This is a genomic window from Streptococcus suis (assembly GCA_024583055.1).
Lineage (GTDB): Bacteria > Bacillota > Bacilli > Lactobacillales > Streptococcaceae > Streptococcus > Streptococcus suis_V.
This window is the reverse complement of the sequence record CP102145.1, coordinates 1,871,745-1,890,738: the sequence shown is the minus strand read 5'-3', so window position 1 is coordinate 1,890,738 and position 18,994 is coordinate 1,871,745. Positions and strand designations below refer to the sequence as shown.

General features: G+C 44.5%; 22 protein-coding genes. 1 reads left to right on the top strand and 21 read right to left on the bottom strand.

Annotated features, from left to right (window positions below; all coding sequences use genetic code 11):
* Positions 1–19: 19 nt before the first annotated feature.
* The 21 genes from NQZ91_09520 to trpE all read right to left on the bottom strand — a co-directional run bounded on the left by NQZ91_09520 (position 20) and on the right by trpE (position 17,369).
* Positions 20–748 (bottom strand): MerR family transcriptional regulator, encoded by a 729-nt coding sequence (locus NQZ91_09520; protein UUM57561.1) that lies wholly within the window; start codon positions 746–748, stop codon positions 20–22.
* Between the two features lie 144 nt (positions 749–892).
* On the bottom strand, positions 893–2,887 hold the full coding sequence (locus tag NQZ91_09515) for an ATP-binding protein (GenBank protein ID UUM57560.1): 1,995 nt from the start codon (positions 2,885–2,887) through the stop codon (positions 893–895).
* Positions 2,884–3,936 carry a DNA cytosine methyltransferase gene (locus NQZ91_09510; GenBank protein UUM57559.1) on the bottom strand — a complete coding sequence of 351 codons (1,053 nt, stop codon included), beginning with the start codon at positions 3,934–3,936 and terminating at the stop codon, positions 2,884–2,886. Before NQZ91_09510 ends, NQZ91_09515 begins: the two co-directional genes overlap by 4 nt.
* Before the next feature lie 21 nt (positions 3,937–3,957).
* Entirely contained in the window at positions 3,958–5,142 is a 1,185-nt protein-coding gene (locus tag NQZ91_09505; GenBank protein ID UUM57558.1) for a nucleotidyltransferase, read from the bottom strand.
* Positions 5,139–5,885 carry a class I SAM-dependent methyltransferase gene (locus tag NQZ91_09500; protein UUM57557.1) on the bottom strand — a complete coding sequence of 249 codons (747 nt, stop codon included), beginning with the start codon at positions 5,883–5,885 and terminating at the stop codon, positions 5,139–5,141. The genes NQZ91_09505 and NQZ91_09500 overlap by 4 nt, the downstream gene beginning before the upstream one ends.
* A gap of 120 nt (positions 5,886–6,005) precedes the next feature.
* On the bottom strand, positions 6,006–6,365 hold the full coding sequence (gene rsfS / locus NQZ91_09495; GenBank protein ID UUM57556.1) for a ribosome silencing factor: 360 nt from the start codon (positions 6,363–6,365) through the stop codon (positions 6,006–6,008).
* A gap of 1 nt (position 6,366) precedes the next feature.
* Positions 6,367–6,876: a cysteine hydrolase gene (locus NQZ91_09490; protein UUM57555.1), complete on the bottom strand. Its 510-nt coding sequence runs from the start codon at positions 6,874–6,876 to the stop codon at positions 6,367–6,369.
* The gene (locus NQZ91_09485) at positions 6,873–7,328 is read right to left on the bottom strand and encodes a GNAT family N-acetyltransferase (protein ID UUM57554.1); all 456 of its coding nucleotides are present in this window, start codon (positions 7,326–7,328) and stop codon (positions 6,873–6,875) included. The genes NQZ91_09490 and NQZ91_09485 overlap by 4 nt, the downstream gene beginning before the upstream one ends.
* Positions 7,325–7,918 carry a bis(5'-nucleosyl)-tetraphosphatase (symmetrical) YqeK gene (yqeK, locus tag NQZ91_09480; protein ID UUM57553.1) on the bottom strand — a complete coding sequence of 198 codons (594 nt, stop codon included), beginning with the start codon at positions 7,916–7,918 and terminating at the stop codon, positions 7,325–7,327. The genes NQZ91_09485 and yqeK overlap by 4 nt, the downstream gene beginning before the upstream one ends.
* A complete protein-coding gene (locus NQZ91_09475; GenBank protein UUM57552.1) occupies positions 7,915–8,547 on the bottom strand; it encodes a nicotinate-nucleotide adenylyltransferase in 633 nt (210 codons plus the stop codon). The genes yqeK and NQZ91_09475 overlap by 4 nt, the downstream gene beginning before the upstream one ends.
* Before the next feature lie 12 nt (positions 8,548–8,559).
* The gene (yhbY, locus tag NQZ91_09470) at positions 8,560–8,871 is read right to left on the bottom strand and encodes a ribosome assembly RNA-binding protein YhbY (GenBank protein ID UUM57551.1); all 312 of its coding nucleotides are present in this window, start codon (positions 8,869–8,871) and stop codon (positions 8,560–8,562) included.
* 32 nt (positions 8,872–8,903) lie between these two features.
* Positions 8,904–9,293, bottom strand: coding sequence for a DUF5301 domain-containing protein (locus NQZ91_09465; GenBank protein UUM57550.1), 390 nt, complete (start codon positions 9,291–9,293; stop codon positions 8,904–8,906).
* 23 nt (positions 9,294–9,316) lie between these two features.
* Complete coding sequence (gene yqeH / locus NQZ91_09460) at positions 9,317–10,423, bottom strand: ribosome biogenesis GTPase YqeH (protein UUM57549.1); 1,107 nt, start codon at positions 10,421–10,423, stop codon at positions 9,317–9,319.
* Positions 10,424–10,963, bottom strand: coding sequence for a YqeG family HAD IIIA-type phosphatase (locus tag NQZ91_09455; GenBank protein UUM57548.1), 540 nt, complete (start codon positions 10,961–10,963; stop codon positions 10,424–10,426).
* Positions 10,964–11,124: 161 nt separating this feature from the next.
* On the bottom strand, positions 11,125–11,907 hold the full coding sequence (gene trpA / locus NQZ91_09450) for a tryptophan synthase subunit alpha (GenBank protein UUM57547.1): 783 nt from the start codon (positions 11,905–11,907) through the stop codon (positions 11,125–11,127).
* Positions 11,904–13,118 carry a tryptophan synthase subunit beta gene (gene trpB / locus NQZ91_09445; GenBank protein ID UUM57546.1) on the bottom strand — a complete coding sequence of 405 codons (1,215 nt, stop codon included), beginning with the start codon at positions 13,116–13,118 and terminating at the stop codon, positions 11,904–11,906. The genes trpA and trpB overlap by 4 nt, the downstream gene beginning before the upstream one ends.
* Positions 13,115–13,696: a phosphoribosylanthranilate isomerase gene (locus NQZ91_09440; protein UUM57545.1), complete on the bottom strand. Its 582-nt coding sequence runs from the start codon at positions 13,694–13,696 to the stop codon at positions 13,115–13,117. The genes trpB and NQZ91_09440 overlap by 4 nt, the downstream gene beginning before the upstream one ends.
* Positions 13,683–14,450 (bottom strand): indole-3-glycerol phosphate synthase TrpC, encoded by a 768-nt coding sequence (trpC, locus tag NQZ91_09435; GenBank protein UUM57544.1) that lies wholly within the window; start codon positions 14,448–14,450, stop codon positions 13,683–13,685. The genes NQZ91_09440 and trpC overlap by 14 nt, the downstream gene beginning before the upstream one ends.
* Positions 14,447–15,451, bottom strand: a complete 1,005-nt coding sequence (trpD, locus tag NQZ91_09430) for an anthranilate phosphoribosyltransferase (protein UUM57543.1) — start codon at positions 15,449–15,451, stop codon at positions 14,447–14,449. The genes trpC and trpD overlap by 4 nt, the downstream gene beginning before the upstream one ends.
* A complete protein-coding gene (locus tag NQZ91_09425; protein UUM57542.1) occupies positions 15,448–16,014 on the bottom strand; it encodes an aminodeoxychorismate/anthranilate synthase component II in 567 nt (188 codons plus the stop codon). The genes trpD and NQZ91_09425 overlap by 4 nt, the downstream gene beginning before the upstream one ends.
* Positions 16,011–17,369, bottom strand: coding sequence for an anthranilate synthase component I (gene trpE, locus NQZ91_09420; GenBank protein UUM57541.1), 1,359 nt, complete (start codon positions 17,367–17,369; stop codon positions 16,011–16,013). The genes NQZ91_09425 and trpE overlap by 4 nt, the downstream gene beginning before the upstream one ends.
* Positions 17,370–18,005: 636 nt before the next feature.
* On the opposite strand from trpE, the gene NQZ91_09415 reads away from it, so the two are divergent.
* Entirely contained in the window at positions 18,006–18,959 is a 954-nt protein-coding gene (locus tag NQZ91_09415) for an IS30 family transposase (GenBank protein ID UUM57540.1), read from the top strand.
* The last annotated feature ends 35 nt before the right edge of the window (positions 18,960–18,994 follow it).

The window sequence follows — 18,994 nt, the reverse complement described above, 5'->3', positions numbered from 1 at the left end:
CTCACCAGACTTTCCTTATTTATTCTTGGCAATAAATCGCAATAGCTTGACTGACAAAGGCTGCTGTGCCTGGTCCACCTGCTCGGTCAATGTTGGCTGAAAATCGCTCGTCCTCAACATACATAAGACCTAGATTTTGCAAGATTTCCTTGGTGCAGGTGTAGAAATTTTCTGTGATATAGGCCTGCAAGTTCGCTACCTGAGCCTGCACATCTGGATGTTCGGCTTCCAAGCTCTGCATTTTTCCAAAAGCTTCAAAAATGCTCTGCATCTCTCGGGCAAACGCTTGATCCTTACTGGCATCGTAACCTTCTTCAAACTCAGCATAGGCCGCGGTCTGTCCCCACCGCTCCTTGGCCTCCGTCTTGTAGGCTTCTAGCTGACTACTGTCAAATGCGTGAAAGTCCATGACTTCTCCTCCTTTTTCTATGAGCAATCTGGCGTAACTGATGATGCGATCCAACCGTTCCCTTTTGAGCTCTAAAAGGGCGACATGATCCCGCAAGACCTGCTGACAATTGACTTCCGTCACGTCCAGAAGCTGCTGAATATCTTTGAGAGGAAAATCCAATTCACGAAACAATAGAATTTCTTGCAGACGAGCCAAATTCTCTTGATTATAGTAGCGATAACCATTTTCAGCCACAGAAGCTGGTTTGAGCAAACCAATCTGGTCATAGTGGTGCAAGGTACGCACGGTCAATCCCGTCAGCTGACTAACCTGCTTAACTGTCCATTTTTCTGACATGGAAACCTCCTCTCTATGACCAGTATAAGGGATAACGTAAGGTGAGGGTCAAGAACTTTATAAAAATTTTTTCTCATCACTCTACCCTCCTGGGAATGCAATTCCAGGCCAATCTTTTTTGATCATATTACTTCTTTTAATACTCTAGTATAATTTTACTCTATCACTATAAACTCTCTCGGCCTGCCTAATAATGTCTTGATATGTTTTTATTTCAATTTTTGAATCACGTAAAGTTTGTATATTTCTTGGACTCAACTTCTCAAAAGCTGCTTTTCCACAAATAAAGTAAGCTCTGATATCTTGTTGGCTTTGCACTTTTAATACTGAATCAGATCTATCAATTTCATCAGCGATAAATTCTCTATATTTAGCAACTTGACTCTGTATTTCGGAAATATTTGGAGCTGAATATGCTGTTTTTTTCTCTCTTTTTAGTTCACATATAATTGGAAAGGGTTCATCAGCTGTTCTGATTATTAAATCAGTACGCCCTTCTACCATATTTTCATCAATGAAAATTTTATATTTTCTTTGTGTGTCAATTACAAGCTCTTCACTTGGTTTATCCCAATATTGGTTAATTAACCAAGGATTTCTCTCTAAATGTTCTTCAAATACAGCTTCAATCTCTTCTTGATCAATAATCTGTTTAAGCTTATTAATAATACTAATTCTATCTTCAATATTAGATTTAATTCGAAGAGCAGCATTTAATTCTGTTTTTTCGAATAAATTATAGAATTTTTTTAGAATATCCCCAAATTTATCAACATCTGTATCTATTGTAATGCCATTAATAACTTTGTTATTAACTAGGGCAAAAATAGCTTGCCCATAAACTCTATACTCTGCATCCGAATAATTTTCACCATTATCAAAAACTCGTTGGGAAAGTTTAGCAACCTGTTTCTGTTGTTCATCATTATAAACTTCAAAAGCTATACTTAAACCATTATCAACACTTAGCATCTTATCAAGGTAGTCCAATTTTTCTCTAACTCGACTAGCCCTCAAATTGTTCCAGTTAGCATTTAATTTGTTACTTATTCTGGAAAGTTTATCAATTAATAATTTTACATTCGGAATTTCTTTATTTAGGCCTTCTCTACTACTGAGTACTGGGTCTTCTTCCTCGTTTTGAAGAAAGTCAGCATTAACTTCACCTAAAAAGTATGAATTAGTAATTCGATTCTTTAATTTATCTCGTAAAATATCCTCATCAGCTAATTTTCCATGAATATAAACAATAACCCCAGATACACTAATATTTTCATCAGCTAACAAATGACTAGGTGTTTCAACCGTCCCAAGCCAACCATTAATGGAGTTTTCAATAAAAAACTCATCCTCCTCCTTATAAAAATTTTCTTCAGGAATCCTAGGAAACCTTCCTCTGATGTCTTCTAATTCCATTCCAAAATAATAAATAAATTCCAGATTTTCATCATAGAAATGCTGGGCTAGATTTATTTCTGTTGTATTTATTTTTAACGAAAAATCATGTTGTCCGATTACTCCTACAGAAAAACGTCGAGAAAGCAGATTCTTTAATCCTTCAACACTCGTTGAAATAATCTTTCTCCTCATCTCAGGAATATAAATTGCTGTCCCAGTATCAGGTACTACCATGCCCGAAAATATTGTTTCTAGTTCTGTCAAGTCGTCAATATACTCAACACTTACTGGGACTGTTGCCCTATCTTCAAGTAACAATTCATATTCAAAGGTAATTTTTTTCCATTGAACATCATCAATACTTTTTGTATAAAGAATATAACTATTACCTAAACTAAACGCTGAAAATTTTCCAATCCCTTTTCGCCCCATGTAAGGTCTCAAAATGATACCTTCAGGCTGTCGAACCAAACTAACATCTTTTTCAGTTCCAGAAATAGCATATCTATTAACCAACTCTTCGTCAGTCATACCTATTCCATTATCTAATATTAATAGTGATGTTTTTTTAGAAGTATCAAAATTTATCTCACGATAAAAAATATCACATTTCGTAGAATAGGCATCCCATGAATTCGCAATTATTTCGGCAATAGCTGGGGGATTAGAAGTATATAAATTTCTACCAAAATGCTTAACCGCACCGTATGCTACTTGCAAGTCAATTTGTTCAATACTCATTGTAAGTTCTCCAAATGTTCTAAAATACTATTTCCAATAACTTCACCCAATTTAGGTGGAACAGCATTACCAATTTGTAACGCAACTTGTGCAATAGGGTAATTTCCTCCAAGTTCAGGTTCTGTAAAAAGATAATTCTTTGGAAAAGTTTGTAGCATCGCTCCCTCACGCAAACTCAACGCTCTATCTTGATCTGGGTGACCAAAACGACCATTTCCAATACCTGGAAACTGTGTTGTGATTGTGTTAGAAGGTTGATCCCACTCCAAACGACCATAAACAGAACCAAAGGACTCTCCGCTCTTTTTCTTATAAGCTTCAAGCAAAAGCTCTTCATCCCAATCCCTCCAAGTTCCACCCGGCTTTGACTGTTTTATCCTTCTCATATTTAATTCGGAAAGTTTGCGACTTCTATGTAGAGGGTCCTCCAAATTAGTCTCTCCCGCCTTTAGTTTTGGTAAATTTCCAATTGTCTCCCTCAGTGTTGGGTAACTATCTTTAGCAAATTGAGGAGACAGTAATTTTATCTCTCCTAATTTTGAAGCTAAAAGTAATAGGCGTTTTCTTTTTTGTGGAACACCATACTCCGGGGCGTAAACTACTTTATAATCAATTGAATAATCATTATCTTTCAAAATTTGGATAAAGTTATCAAAGACCTTCTCTTTAACCATCTGAGGAACATTTTCCATAGAAACAATATCCGGCTGAACATATTCAATTTGTTGACCAAAATAATCTAAAAGATCCATCTTCTGAAGTGTATTTTCATTGCTCTTATACTTATGACTATATGTCGAAAAGGGTTGGCATGGAGCACAACCCATTAAAATTTTTATATCTGTATCGTCAGGATAAAGATTGCTAATTTCCTGATTATCAATTTCTTTAACGTCTTTCAATATGAATTTCGCATTATTATTAAATTCATAGGCAAATTGACTACGAGGATCTATATCATAACCTGCAACAACGTTTATACCCGCTTGTTGAACACCACAGGTCAATCCTCCAACACCGCAAAATAAATCTACAGCATTAATTTTCATGGTAACATCCTCCACTTTAAATTATATCACTCTTTTGGATCTTTTTACAGTATTTATATTTTGTAGAACACTCAAATCCTTGATTTGACAGCGTTTTAAGCACCTATCATTATTATGACACAATCCCCTCACCGGCACACGCCCGTAGGTCTGCTCTGCCATTGCGTCAGCGCCCAGTTGATAGACCAAATCCGCCTGCTGGGTCAGGCTGTCCCAGGGCTTTTTGCCGATCCGCGTCACCAGGTCCACCCGCTCCTTGACCTGCTTGAGATAGGCCTGGCCTCGAGCTGAAAAGCCCAATACATGGACCGCTTCTGGTAAGGGAGTTTCCACCGCATTGACCAGGATGTAGGTCAGCACCCGCCGCACCCTCGCCTTGGTGTAGCGCTTGGTCGCAACGGCTTCCACTAACTCCTCCACGGTCGCTGCGCTCCCAATAGCAGAGCGGATACGACTGGCTAGTTCTTCGTTGACCTGAAAGACCTGACTGAGATATGGGTGGGTCGCAATCTGGTAGCGGAGCAGAGGAAAATAGTTTCTCCAGCTTACCTTGGTCGCCTCTTCAAAGAGACTGGCAGACGGTAAAAAGCCGCGAACTAAGTCCAGCTGGTCAGCACCCTTGCGGATAGCTGTCGCCGAGGCGTAGGACGTTTCCACCTCTTCCGAATGAAAACCAGCTCCCTGCCGTTGAACAGGGCTGAGCTGAATGCCTGTCCCTGCCACCGCCTTGGCGTAAGCCAGAGCCAGAATATGATTGGGTGTATTACCTGTAAAAGTCAAGCCTGCAAACTCCTGCCACATAGCCTGGGTCTTCTGTGGATAAGAGAGATGGTCAGGCAAGTTTTTCACAAAATTTTCCATCTCTTCCGACTTATCCACATAGATATCCGCAATCTTTTGGTAATCCAGCATTTCTTCCGTACCGAAAACCAACTTTTCCACACCCAGCCTTTGTAAAATGCTGATTGCTCCCTTGGCGAAATGGTCAGCCGACTGGACCGACACCAAAAAGGGCATCTCGACAACAAGATCTGCCCCGTGTTCCAAAGCCATCTGAGCCCGTGTCCACTTATCCACAATGGCTGGCTCACCCCGTTGCATGAAGTTGCCTGACATGATGACAATTTTCAGCCCCTCAGCCTGCTCAAGCAAGTATTTATGACCTGTATGGAAGGGATTGTATTCTGCTATTATCCCTGAAATCATGCCTTGACCGCCTTGAAAAACCACCGCTGGCTGGTTTCTGTCGGAGCTTGATCTTCAAAATCCGCAAAGACTTCCACAGAGGCAAAACCAGCTTGTTTCAAACATTCCACATAGGTTTCAATCGGATAGGTCCGCTCTTCATGAACCTCGTCCCGCCGGATAAATCGCTCCTCTTGACTGTCCTCATCTTTGACAAAGAAGGTCAATTCGTGGACAATGGAATGCTCGTGCTCACCCTCATAGGTATCCCAGACGAAGGCAAAATCCTCGTAGTTTTCATGGTAGCTATAGCCTGCAAACACTTCCTCCATTTGATAAATGGAGTGAACGTCAAAGAGGAAGGTCCCACCTGGATTGAGAACAGAGTGAACTCCTTCAAAGACCCGCAAAACGGCTTCTCGGTCTGCCATATAGCACAGACTGTCCGAGTAACAGGTCACCGCATCGAACTCTCCAACACCTTCCAGAGCCATCATATCAGCTTGGGCCAGTTCCATCATGACACCAGCAGCTTCTGCTTTTTTCTGGGCCAATTCCAACATTTCATAGGACAGGTCAAGCCCTGTCACTTCATAACCCTTTTGAGCAAAACATACAGCCTGAATCCCTGTCCCACAGGCCAATTCTAAAATTGTCTTGGTATCTTGTGGCAAGTTCCGCAAGCTAAAATCTGTCCATTTATCATACAAGCTGTCATCCATGATTTCATCATAGACCGCCGCAAAGGTTTCATAAGTTGCCATATTTTTCCTTTCATAAAAAGCAGCCAATCGACTGCTTCATTAACTCACACTGTGTTCAAGAAGTCATAGTTTTGAGTTGTTGACGAACCCTTTTTGTCAGTCGAGTTCTCTCCACTCTCACTACTTCTCTTCTAAAAGTTCTGCGACTTCCAGGAAGCTGCCTTCGTGCCATAATTTTTCAAGGTTGTAGAGGTCACGCATTTCTTCTGAGAAGATATGAACGACTACGCCTCCAAGGTCCAAAAGGACCCAGCCACCGTTACTATCGCCTTCTACACGGCTACCCTTGATCCCAACTTCCGCTACCTTTTCACGAATGTTTTCCGCAATAGCCTCCAACTGGCGACTGTTCATGGAACTGGCAATCACAAAGTAGTCTGTCAGGCTAGTCACGCCTTGAACATCAATTACAACAAGGTCCTCAGCTCGCTTGTCATCAGCAGCCTGGACCACAACTTTTACTAAATCTAGTTCTTTCATCTTATCCTCTAATAATATTTTCTAATGTATCCACCTGGGCAAAATTCCATGACCAGATGTTTTGGTAGTGGTCAATCAAGTCCTTGGCATCCAATTTGCCTGAATAACCTGTCGTCGTTCCGTCCTGAATCACAGCTACCTTGTAGCCTAGTTCAAAGGCTACTTTAATCGTCGTGTCAATGCAAAAATTGGTCGCCATGCCCATGATGATGAGCTGCTCAATTCCCTTTTCCTGCAAATAAGCATGAAGCCCCGTTTCCTTGAAGGCACTATTAAAGGTCTTATCGAAAATCTTCTCACTAGCTAAGGGGGCAACAGTTGAGTGAATCTCCCAGTCAGCAGTCCCCTTGACCAATTCCTGGTCATGATGGCGGACATGGATGACCTCTAGCTCCGCTTGACGGGCTTGAGCAAGGCTATCTTGCCAGAGCCGAAGCCGATTTTCAATCCCATAGGGCTTGCCTTCTACAGGCAAATGCTGAATGTCAACGACTAACAATGCGGATTTCAAAACTTGACCCCAGGCGTTTCCAAACGGAACACCAATTCCCTTTCTTCTTCAAGATCTAAGACAAAACCATTTTTCTCCAAGAGTCTTGCCATCTTTTGGTTGCCCTTGACATAGGAGACAATCAAATGATTGCAGACAGGGTGCTTCTGAGCCAGTTGAATAACAGCTTCCAAAGCTGCCTGACCATAGCCTTTCCCCTGAAATTCTTGACCAATCATAAACTGCCAGAGCATATACTGCTGGATGTCCTCATCAATATCAATCAAGGCAAAGCCAACAACCTGCTCATCTGCCCAGATGGCATAGGGAAAGACATCACCATTCATTCTGTATAGCCAGGCATCTGCCAAGGAACGCACGTTGGGAGCCACGAAGCCCTTATCTGCCTCGGCTACTGTCAAGTCCAAGACGGCTTGATAGGAACTTTCATCCACAGGTTTTAATACAATCATTCTTGCTCCTTCAAATATGTGACATGTCCATTATAAGTTTCCAAAGTTTGTGGATAAATGGGAACCCCCTTCTTGGCCAAGTAGGAAATGGTCTGGGCAGTTTCATAAGCTACCGCCTTGTCCAAGGACTCTTTTGCGATACGACGCGCCTCGTCCACCCCAGGAAAATCCCGATTGGGTTCGATGTAGTCCGCCACATAGAGTACTTTGTCCAGCAAGGTCATCTGCCCAGCACCAACGGTGTGTCGTTGAATGGCTTGGAAAATCTCCTCATCTTTCAAGCCAAAATCTTCTGCGATCTTATAGGCGCCAACTACACCATGCCAGATGTTATTATCCCAGTTAAGCAGGTCCTTGTCCAAATTATACTTGGCAATCAAGTCCAGAAAGACTTGGTCTTCCACTTCCTTGGCATAATCATGCAAGAGTGCTGCCAGACTGGCTTTTTTCGGATCACAGCCATATTGGTCTGCCAAGGCAAGCGCCGCCTCTTCCACACCCAAGACATGTTGAAAGCGCGCTGGCTTCATGGCTGCACGGATTTTTTCCAAAAGAGCCTGACGGTCAAATGTCAAATCTGTTGCAATCATTGGTAAAGTCCCTTTTCTTCGATATAGTCCAGAACTTCATGAGGCACCATAAAATTCGGCACTCGTCCTTGCTTGATAAAACTACGCACCATGCTGGAGGAAATGTCCATCAAGGGTACATCTACCCAGATAACCGGATAGGACGTCCCTGCCTTGTAACGAGGACGCTGGACACCAACAAACTGCACCAACTGGACCAATTCATCAATCCTGTGCCATTTTGGAAGGTAGTCTACCATATCTGCACCGATGATAAAATAATAATCCGTATCAGGATTTTTTTCCTTCAGCAATTTCATGGTGTCGTAGGTATAGCTGACACCACGGCGTTCTAGTTCAATGGTTTCAATCCCCAAGCCCTCTATACCTGCAATAGCCATCTTGAGCATGGAATAGCGATGGTATTCGTCAATAGTTTCTTTTTTATCCACATGAGGTGGAATGAATTCTGGCATGAGCAAGACCTCATCCAACTTCAACTGTTGACGGACCTGGTCTGCCACAATCAAATGAGCATTGTGGACAGGATTGAAATTCCCTCCCAGAATCCCCACTTGTTTGCGATTGGTTTCTTTCTTTTCAACCTCTAATTCAACCTTGGTAAAGGGTGTTAAGAGTTCAATAGCCATAGGCTCTCCTTCTTAGATTTCTTTGACCTGTTTGGAAATTTTACGGTTCTCTTTCTTGCTAGATTGTTTGAATAAAATCAGGATGCGACCGATTTTTTGGACCGTATCCACACCGATTTCTTCTTCCAAGATTTCAGCTACTTCGTGGATGTTTTCATCCGTATTTTGTAGCAAGGTCACCTTGATCAATTCACGCGCATCCAGCGCCTGACGAACACTGGTTTTAATCTGGTCATTGAGACCATTTTTCCCAATCTGAATGATGGGTTTGAGACTGTGTGCCTGACTATTCAAAAAGGCACGTTGTTTTGAAGTTAATGACATAATTTCTCTTTTCTTTATTTAACTAAGCAGACCTAGTCTGCTAACATTTTCTGAATCACTTGAGGGGGCTCTTTCAGCTTGTAGATACCAGTGTAAGGAAACTCCAGATAGCTGTTACGTATTCCCTCATAAGCAAATGCTGTGGTTTCACCTTCTGCCATGACAAAGGTAATCTGCACATGGGGTGAACCCAACGGTGCATCGTGAACACTATCTTGACGGGTCTTTTTTGCATTTCCAAGTTCTGCCAAAAAAGTTGCTATCTCTTCTGACTGGTCGATTGTGACAACTACTTGACCTTGAACCAAACGAATTTCCCGAACCTCACTGGCTTTGGGAAGATTTGGTTCTTCCCATGGCCAAAACCAATAGGCTAGAACACACAAACCGACAATGGCCAGCATACCAACTACTTTTCTCATAAGTGACCCCATTTTAGACTTCATTAAATAATGGCCTTACGGATAACCACATCCACACCCTTAGGCGCCCAAGCAGCAATCTTGGCTTTTTCATTGACACGAATCCAACCAAGTCCTGAGAAGACCACATCCGTCTTTTCGGTGATAGTAAATTCATGGCGGACCAATTCTGGAAATTCTTTCAATTCCTTGCTGGTTGGCGGCACTAAAAGTGAACCTGCATGTTTCTGGTAAAACTCACTTGCCCCCTGCAACTTGGTGCGGTGGAGCTGGAGTTCATTGTCAAAAAAGGCTGTAAAGCCTTGACGTTCGCCAGACACAAAGTCAAATCGTCCCAGACCAGCCAAGAACAAGGTCTGTTCTGGATTAAGCTGGTAGGTCTTTGGCTTGATTTCTTTGCGAGGACTGATGTACTTGAGGTTTTTAGCCGTCAGGTAATGTGCCATCTGGTGACGGTGGATAATCCCAGGCGTATCATAAATGAAAGAACCATCATCCAGAGGAATCTCAATCTTATCTAAAGTTGTCCCTGGAAAACGTGAGGTGGTAATGACATCCTTGTCCCCAGTAATTTCTTGGATAATGGCATTGATGAGCGTTGACTTTCCAACGTTGGTCACGCCGACCACATAGACATCCCGTCCCATGCGGTGTTGTTCAATTTTCTCAATCAAGTCCTTGATAGCCTGCTTGTATTGGGCTGAAGTCAAGACAACATCAACTGGTCGCATGCCGATTTCATGTGCCCGCTCAGTCAACCACTGAGTAACCTTGCCTGTCTTGACAGACTTGGGTAAAATGTCCTGCTTATTGCCGATCAAAAGCACATCATTTCCAGAAATAAAACGAGATAAACCTGGAATGACTGACCCATTGAAATCAAAAATATCAATGACATTCACTACCAAGGCATCGCTTTCACCTACACTATGGAGGAGTTTCAAGAAATCATTGTCTGAGATATTGACGTCTGAGATTTCATTGTAATGGCGCAAACGGAAACAACGTTGGCAGTAGAGTTGCCCTGTTTCCAGACCTTTTTCTAGGGCTGATTGGGGAGTAAATCCGGCAATCTCTTTATCTGTCGTCTGAATTTGAGCACCACAACCGATACAAAATAATTCTTCCACTTACATCTCCCTCTTGTAGTCTATCGCTCCATATTTGGCTATGATTTTCTTCATGGTCCGTCGCTCACGCCAACGGTTAATCTGCGTATTAATGGAATCTGTCCGAATCAAGGGCTTGACAAGGACCGACTTAAGTCCTGCCCGCTTGGCCGCCCGAATGTCCGTCATCAACTGATCACCAATCATAATGACCTCGCTAGGCTTGACATCAAAGCGTTTGAGAGCGCGGTTAATGCCGATAGTGAAGGGCTTGAGCGCATAAGATTCAAAGTCAATCTCGAATTTCTCGACCGCGCGCTTGACCCGCTCATATTTATTATTGGAAACAACGACAACCGGAATACCTGCGTCCCGCAAATCATGCAACCACTGGCGCATCTCAGGCGTTCCGTCAGGATTATTCCAAGCAATTAAGGTATTATCTAAATCGACAAACACCACCTTAATCCCATGCTTTTTCAAACTGTCCACCGTCACATCATAAGCCTTTTCCAAGGCAAAATCTGGCATGTAATTCTCTAAACTCACTAATTTCTCCAAAAAATATAATCAGATAATTATAGCATTTTTTCGCCAAAAAAGCGAATAACAAGGGGAACGATCATTTCCGCATCCCATCAAAAAAGGACCGACTAGGTCGCATCCTTTCTGAGCATTTTATTGGTCAACGGCATGAGTCCTCGATTCTTCCAGACTTCATTCTATTTCTCCACCCGACTGCCAAATGCCACGAGTTGACGAATTTCTTCTATTTCGCCCTCATGCAGACCTTTGACGATTTTCGAGCCCATAATCACGCCGTCCGATACGCGGTTAAATCGGAGAATATCCTCTTGGCTGGAAACGCCAAATCCTGTTAATACTGGGATAGGAGACAAAGCACTTAAGCGTTTCAGGTGACCATCCAAGTCCTCACGGTACTGGTTGCTCTTGCCGGTCACGCCATTGATGGCAACGGCGTAAACAAATCCTTCCGCATCCTGCACCAATTCTTGCTGCCGGTCAGTCCCTGTTGTCAAACTAACCAAGCGAATGAGGCATAAATCACTCTTTTCCAGATAGGGACGCAGGATATCCTCATGTTCGTAAGGTAGATCAGGAATAATCAAGCCTTTGACAGAAGTCGTCTCCAAATCGCGGAAAAACTGGTCCAAGCCATATTGAAAAACAGGATTAAAATAAGTCATCAAGATGAGTGGCACCTGACTGGCTTGCCCTTGCAACTGCTTGATAATGTCCAACAGATGGACACCCTTGGCCAAACTGCGTTGCCCCGCCTCCTCAATCACAGGACCGTCCGCAACAGGGTCCGAGAAAGGAACACCGATTTCAATAGCTGAAACGCCTGCCTGCTCCAGAAAATCAATGGTTTCAAATAGTCCATCTAAACCCTTTTCATGGTCACCGGCCATGATGTAGGGAAGGAAAATGCCCTTGCCATTTTCCTTAATATTCCGCAAGTGTTTTTCTAGTATTTTTGTCATTGTTCTTGGTCCTTTCTTTGGGCAGCTAAGCGTTCCTTGACTTGAGCAACATCCTTGTCACCGCGACCTGATAGGCAGACGATGATGGATTTGTCTGGTCCCAATTCCTTGGCTAAGCGTGGCAGATAGGCGATGGCATGGCTAGATTCTAAAGCTGGAATAATCCCTTCCAAGCGCGACAAGAGTTGGAATCCTTCCAAGGCCTCTTCATCAGTGACAGACACGTAGGTCGCCCGTTCGATAGCATTGAAATAGCTGTGCTCCGGCCCAATTCCCGGGTAATCCAAGCCGGCAGAAATGGAGAATGCCTCCATGATTTGCCCATTTTCATCCTGTAAGACGTCCATAAGCGCGCCGTGTAAAACTCCCGGTTTCCCTTTTGCAAAAGTCGCCGCATGATGCTCTGTGTCCAGACCCAGCCCAGCCGCCTCTACGCCATACATGGCAACGGACTCGTCGTCGACAAAGGGGTAAAAGAGCCCCATGGCATTAGAGCCACCACCGATACAGGCCAAGAGGGCATCGGGCAATTGTCCACCAGAAAGATCTGAAAATTGCTGCTTGGCCTCGCGTCCAATCACGCTTTGGAAGTCCCGGACGATTTCTGGAAAGGGCGCTGGCCCCAACACGGAGCCCATGACATAATGGGTATCTTCAACTTGAGCCACCCAAGCGCGCAGAGCGGCATTGACCGCATCTTTTAGCACACGCGAGCCATCAGTCACCGCATGCACCTTAGCACCCAGCAACTCCATCCGAAAGACATTGAGCGCCTGACGTTTGACATCTTCCTCGCCCATGTAAATGGTACACTCCATACCAAAGAGGGCTGCTGCTGTCGCAGTTGCTACACCGTGCTGACCTGCACCCGTTTCAGCAATAATTTTCTTCTTGCCCATGCGTTTGGCCAAGAGTACCTGTCCCAAAGAATTGTTAATCTTGTGGGCGCCCGTGTGGTTGAGATCTTCTCGTTTGAGGTAAATCTTGGCCCCACCACAATAATCGGTCAAACGTTTAGCGAAATAGAGGGGATTTTCTCTGCCCACATACTGGCGGAGCAAGTGGTCAAATTCCGCTTGAAAAGCAGGGTCCTCCTTGGCTGAACGGTAGGTTTCTTCTAGCTCCAAAACAGCTGTCATCAAGGTTTCCGGCACGAAACGGCCGCCATATTGGCCAAAAAAGCCATCTTTATTGGGTTGTTGATAGGTCATTTTTTCACTCTTTCTATAAATGCTTTAATTTTGACAGGGTCCTTGTGTCCATCCGTCTCTACTCCAGACGAAACGTCTACCGCATAGGGTGAAAACAAGTCTTGTGCCGTGGCAACATTGTCTACGGTCAAGCCACCTGCGATGAAAATCGGCTGTCTGAATTGCTTGCCGGTCAATAATTCCCAGTCAAATGTCTGCCCTGAGCCCGCTATAGGCGCATCGAAAAGCAGATAAGCCGCCTGTGTCTCACTGATATCGTCAGCCTTATCCAACTGAATGGCCCTAATAACAGGAACAGGGACTTGCTGGACATAGCTTTCATCCCAATCGCCGTGAATTTGCACAATATCCAAAGGCACTTGACCAATGGCCAACTGCAATTCTGTCGGGGTCGGACTGACAAAGACACCAACGATTTTCATCCTTTCCGGGATGAGCGTCGCCAATTGATGCGCTCTTTCTAGGCTGACCTGCCGCCTGCTGGGGGCAAAGACAAAGCCCAGATAATCCGCACCGCCCTCGATAGCCGCTCGCACAGCCTCTTCAGTGGATAGGCCACAGATTTTAACCTTTGTCAATGGCCAACTCCTTTACCTTCTGCTGAACATCCTCTGCCTGCATGAGGGCAGTCCCCACCAAAATGGCTTGAAAATGAGGTGCCAGTAAAGCCGCATCTGCCCCACTGAAAATAGCCGATTCAGATACATAGACGGCTTGGTCTTGAAAATGCTTGTTCAGGTCCAAACTGGTTTGTAAATCCGTTTCAAAAGTCGTCAAATTGCGGTTGTTCACCCCGATAATCTTGGCACCGATGCGATGAGCAATCTCTAATTCTACCAAGTTATGGATTTCCACCAAGACTTCCAAGCCCAGTTTGCTGGCAAAATCATAGAGTTCCTGCAAACGATTTTCCGGTAAAGCCGCAACAATCAATAAAATCACCGTAGCCCCAGCATTTCGTGCACGAACAATCTGCTTTTCATCAATGATAAAATCCTTGGCCAAGGTTGGAATAGACACCGCCTCTGAAATCTGACGGAGATAGTCAATCTTGCCTTTGAAGAAAACCTCATCCGTCAAGACCGAAATCATGGCCGCACCCGCCTCTTGATAGGTCCGCGCCTGAGCTAGAATATCAACATCCAGATTAATGGCGCCCAAACTAGGGCTGGCTTTTTTGATCTCGGCAATAATCTGTAGGCACTCCGAATGCTCCTTGACATAGTCGTAGAAAGAATAGGTCTGGCGAAGTGGCTGAACTTCCTCCAAAACAAGTCTAGCCACTTCTTTTTCTTTCTGCTCTAAAATGGTTGGTAAAAATGCTTTTGTCATACCTGTACCTCTCGGAGTGCCTCTAATTTGGCAAGGGCTGAACCATCCGCCAGCAATTGACGGGCTAGGGTAATGCCATCCTTGATACTGTCTACCTTACCATTGGCAAAAAATCCCAAACCAGCATTGAGCACCGTTGTTTCCAGATAGGGACTGGCTTGGTTGCGCAAGACGGAAACGAGAATGTTTGCATTTTCCTTGGCATCGCCCCCGCGAATATCAGCTGGCTCCACGCGTTGCATACCCAAATCCTTGTAGGAAAAACTGCCTTGGCTAATCTGCCCATCGGACAAGAGCGTGTAATGATTAGTGCCATACAAGGCCGCCTCGTCCATATTATCAGGACCGGTCACAATCACACCTCGACGCAGGCCCAGACTTTTCATGACCTGAGCCAATTCCAAGTGCAAATCGCCACGGAAAACGCCCATCAATTGGGTATCCAGAGATAACGGATTGGCCAACGGACCTACAATATTCATAATGGTCGGGATACCCAAAGCCTTACGAGCCGGACCGATATAGCGCATGGCTGGGTGCATGGATTGGGCAAAGACGAAGGCCAATCCGACTTCTGACAAGGCACGAGCCAAATTTTCTGGACTAGCCGCGATGTTGATGCCTAATTCTTCCAGAACGTCTGCCGAACCCGACTTGGAGGATACGGAACGGTTACCTCCCTTGGCCAGACGGACACCGCCCGCCGCTAGGATAAATCCTGCTGTTGTTGACACGTTAAAGCTATAAGACTGGTCCCCTCCTGTACCACAACTACACATGGCATCGGTAAAGGTCTCTGGCAGCTGAATGGCGTGGGCCTTGAGTGATTTGACCACACCTGTAATCTCCTCGACCGTTTCCCCCTTGGTCTTAAATCCCAGCAATAGCGCTGCAATCTGACTTTCCGACAATTGCCCCTCTAGTATTTGGGCAAAGACCCCTTCCACTTCTGACTGCTGTAAATCCTGTCTGGCTGCTATTTTTTCGTAAATTGCTTTCATCTGATTACCTCTTTCACAAACGCTTCAATCATCTTGATCCCATCTGGTGTACCGATACTTTCTGGATGATATTGCAGACCATAAATGGGTAAAGTCACATGCTGGATGGCCATAATTTCCCCATCGTCTAGCGTGCGCGCCGTTACCTGAAAATCCTTTGGCATCTCCGTCACGACAATGGAGTGGTAGCGCATGATGGTCACTTCCTTTTCCAAACCTGCAAACAAGGGCGACGATGCCTCCAAGTTCATCTGGCTCTGCTTTCCATGCATGACCTGTCGCGCCAGACCAAGCTGACCGCCAAAAACCTCTGCAATCGCCTGATGACCTAGACAAATCCCCAAAATCGGTTTCTTCCCAGCAAAGGCTGCAATCATCTCTTCCATTTTACCCGCATCTGCTGGCCAACCCGGTCCCGGAGAAAAGACCAGACCATCTGCCTTTTCGGCCTCTACAAAGAGTTGCTGGTCATCATTTCGCAAGACCTTAATCTCTGTAAAAGCTCCCACATATTGGGCCAAATTATAGGTAAAGGAATCGTAGTTATCAATAATGAGAATCATGGCAAATCTCCTATTCTAGTCATGGCCTTGGCCTTGTTGACCGTCTCTTGGTATTCATTTCCCGGAATGCTGTCGTAGACAATTCCTGCGCCCGCTTGAACATAGGCCATCTGATTTTTGATAATCATAGTCCGAATGGCAATGGCAAAATCCATATCACCAGAGGCAGATAGATAACCGATGGCACCTGCATAAACACCGCGCTTTTCCTTTTCCAGTTGGTAAATCCGTTGCATGGCACGAATTTTCGGTGCGCCTGATACCGTACCTGCTGGCAAGGTCGATTTGAGAGCGTCCAATGGGCTGAGTTCTGGTAATAGCTGCCCTTTGACAATACTGGTTAAGTGCATGACATAGCGAAAGAGCTCCACCTCCATGTACTTGGTCACTCGAACACTGCCGATTTGAGCAATCCGCCCCAAATCATTTCGCCCCAAATCAACCAACATCCGGTGCTCCGCCACCTCTTTCTGATCAGCTAACAAATCCGCCGCCAACGCCTTATCTGCCTCTTCATCCAGACCACGCGGACGTGTCCCCGCAATGGGATTGGTCGTTACCAGACCATCCTTGACAGAAACCAAACTTTCTGGACTAGCTCCGATAATCTGATAGTCCCCAAAATCATAAAAGTAGAGGTAATTTGAAGGATTGGTCACCCGCAAATTCCGGTAATAATCCAGTGGCTTGCCAGAAATTGGTGCCGAGAAGCGCTGACTAAGAACACATTGGAACATATCCCCCTGACGAATGAGCTCCTTGGCTTTTGTCACCATCCCCTCAAATTCTTCTTTTTCCAGATGATTGTGGAAAGACAAGGAATGAAGGTCATGCGGTGCAAATTCAGCCGGATGCGCCTGCTTGAGCGACTGCAAGACTTGCTCCAAAGCGCTAGCCATTTCCTGTTCATTTCGACCGCTGTAGATATTGTCCTCATGTATGGAAATGGTCTCTTTTTTATGGTCAAAGACCAAATAGGACTCATAGATGAAAAAGTGCATATCTGGCGTGCCAATCGGATCAACCGGAATATCGCCAATGTTTTCATAGAGGCTAATCATGTCATAACCAAGGAAACCAATGGCGCCACCGCTAAAGGGACCGGCATCCGCTACTGGATGTTTACCCGTCAATTCCTGTAGATAATCCAGTGGGTCGGCATCAATAACTTCGTCATTCCGCGTCAAGATGCCATTTTCAAATTTAATCTCATAAACCGGGTTATAAGCCACAATGGAAAAACGAGCATTTTCCTTGTCTCTGGGAATAGACTCCAAAATCATCTTGTGCTGCCCCTCTAGGCGCATATAGGCTAAAATCGGGGTTAAAATATCTGCGGATAAACTTGTTTTCATATAGAACTCCTCTCGCGAACACAAAAAACCTCGCACAGAAAAAATCTGTGCGAGGGCGTCTAATCATAGCTAGCGCGGTGCCACCTCCATTGACAAGAGTAGCAAAAAAGCCCTTGTCCTCTCAAGCTCCTCCAACAAGGAGCCGCACGGTAAGGGGTGCCAACCGGAAGGATATTGTTTACCTTCTCTTATTTTCCATCAGCCCATTTCAACTTCGTCTGCTACTGGCTCGCAACAACCGCCAGTTTTCTGGAAACAAACCTGAAGTCTACTTCTTCTGATTGCTATTATTTTACACTATTATTTCTATATGTCAATCTTTTTTTCAGAATTTTTTTAAAATATTCGGATATTCGGATTTTCAACTCTACACCGAAAGTTCTATAATGAAGTTAGCCACCCCAACCTAGCCAAAAAACAGCTGTTTCAACTGGTTCAGCTGTCTGTTCTGGTTTCGTTTGTTAACAGGCTTGGACCTGTTAGGCTGGTTTACCAAGGCGAATGAGAGCCTTGGCTGAGCCAACAAAACAGGTTCAAGGGTACCTGTTGACAAATGAAAGTTCCTTGTAGGTAAAAGAAAACACCTCCGTGTTATACTTGTAGTTCACCACAAACACAAGGTAGGAAGACACGGAGATGCATACACATTATACACCAAAAGGAAAACATTTGACAATCGAAAACCGCAGACAAATTGAACGGTGGAAAGGCGAAGGGAAATCCAATCGGGAAATCGCTCGCTTATTGGGAAAGGCTCCGCAGACCATTCACAATGAAGTGATACGAGGGACGACCCTACAACAAGTCCGAAAAGGTCGCTTCAAAAAACTCTATTCCGCTGATTATGCCCAAAATCTGTATGAGAAAAATCGGAAAAAGTCCGTTAGAAAACTGAGCTTAACAAAGGAACTCGCTGATAAAATTCGGCACTACAATATGGAAAAATTCTCGCCTGAAATGATGGTTAGAACCAAGGACATCAATGTGGGGATTTCAACCATCTACTACTGGATTCACAAGGGGCATCTCGGCTTGACCAAGAAGGATATGCTTTATCCTAGAAAAGGGAGGACTACCAAAAAACAGGCGAGTCCAAACTTTAAGCCTGCTGGAAAGTCAATTGAAGAGCGGCCAGAGGTGATCAATCTTCGACTGGAGCTTGGACACTATGAAATTGACACGGTTCTATTGACGAGAGCGAGAAACAAATGCCTTTTGGTCTTGACGGACAGGAGAAGTCGCCACCAAATCATTCGATTGATTCCAAATAAATCGGCTGAGGCTGTGAATCAGGCCTTGAAAATCGTCTTGAAGGAGTTCCAAATCAAATCCATTACTACAGATAATGGAACCGAGTTTAGTCGCTTGTCAGAAGTGTTTCTGGAGGAATATATCTACTACGCTCACCCTTATTCCTCTTGGGAGAGAGGCACGAACGAGAATCACAATAGGCTTATCCGACGATGGTTGCCGAAAGGAACCACAAAAACGACCCCGAAAGAAGTCGCTTTTATCGAAAATTGGATCAATAACTATCCCAAAAAATGTTTGGGCTACAAGTCACCGAGAGAATTTCTTATAGGTGGCTAACTCGGAATTGAAATTTGCCTTTCAACTCTACACAA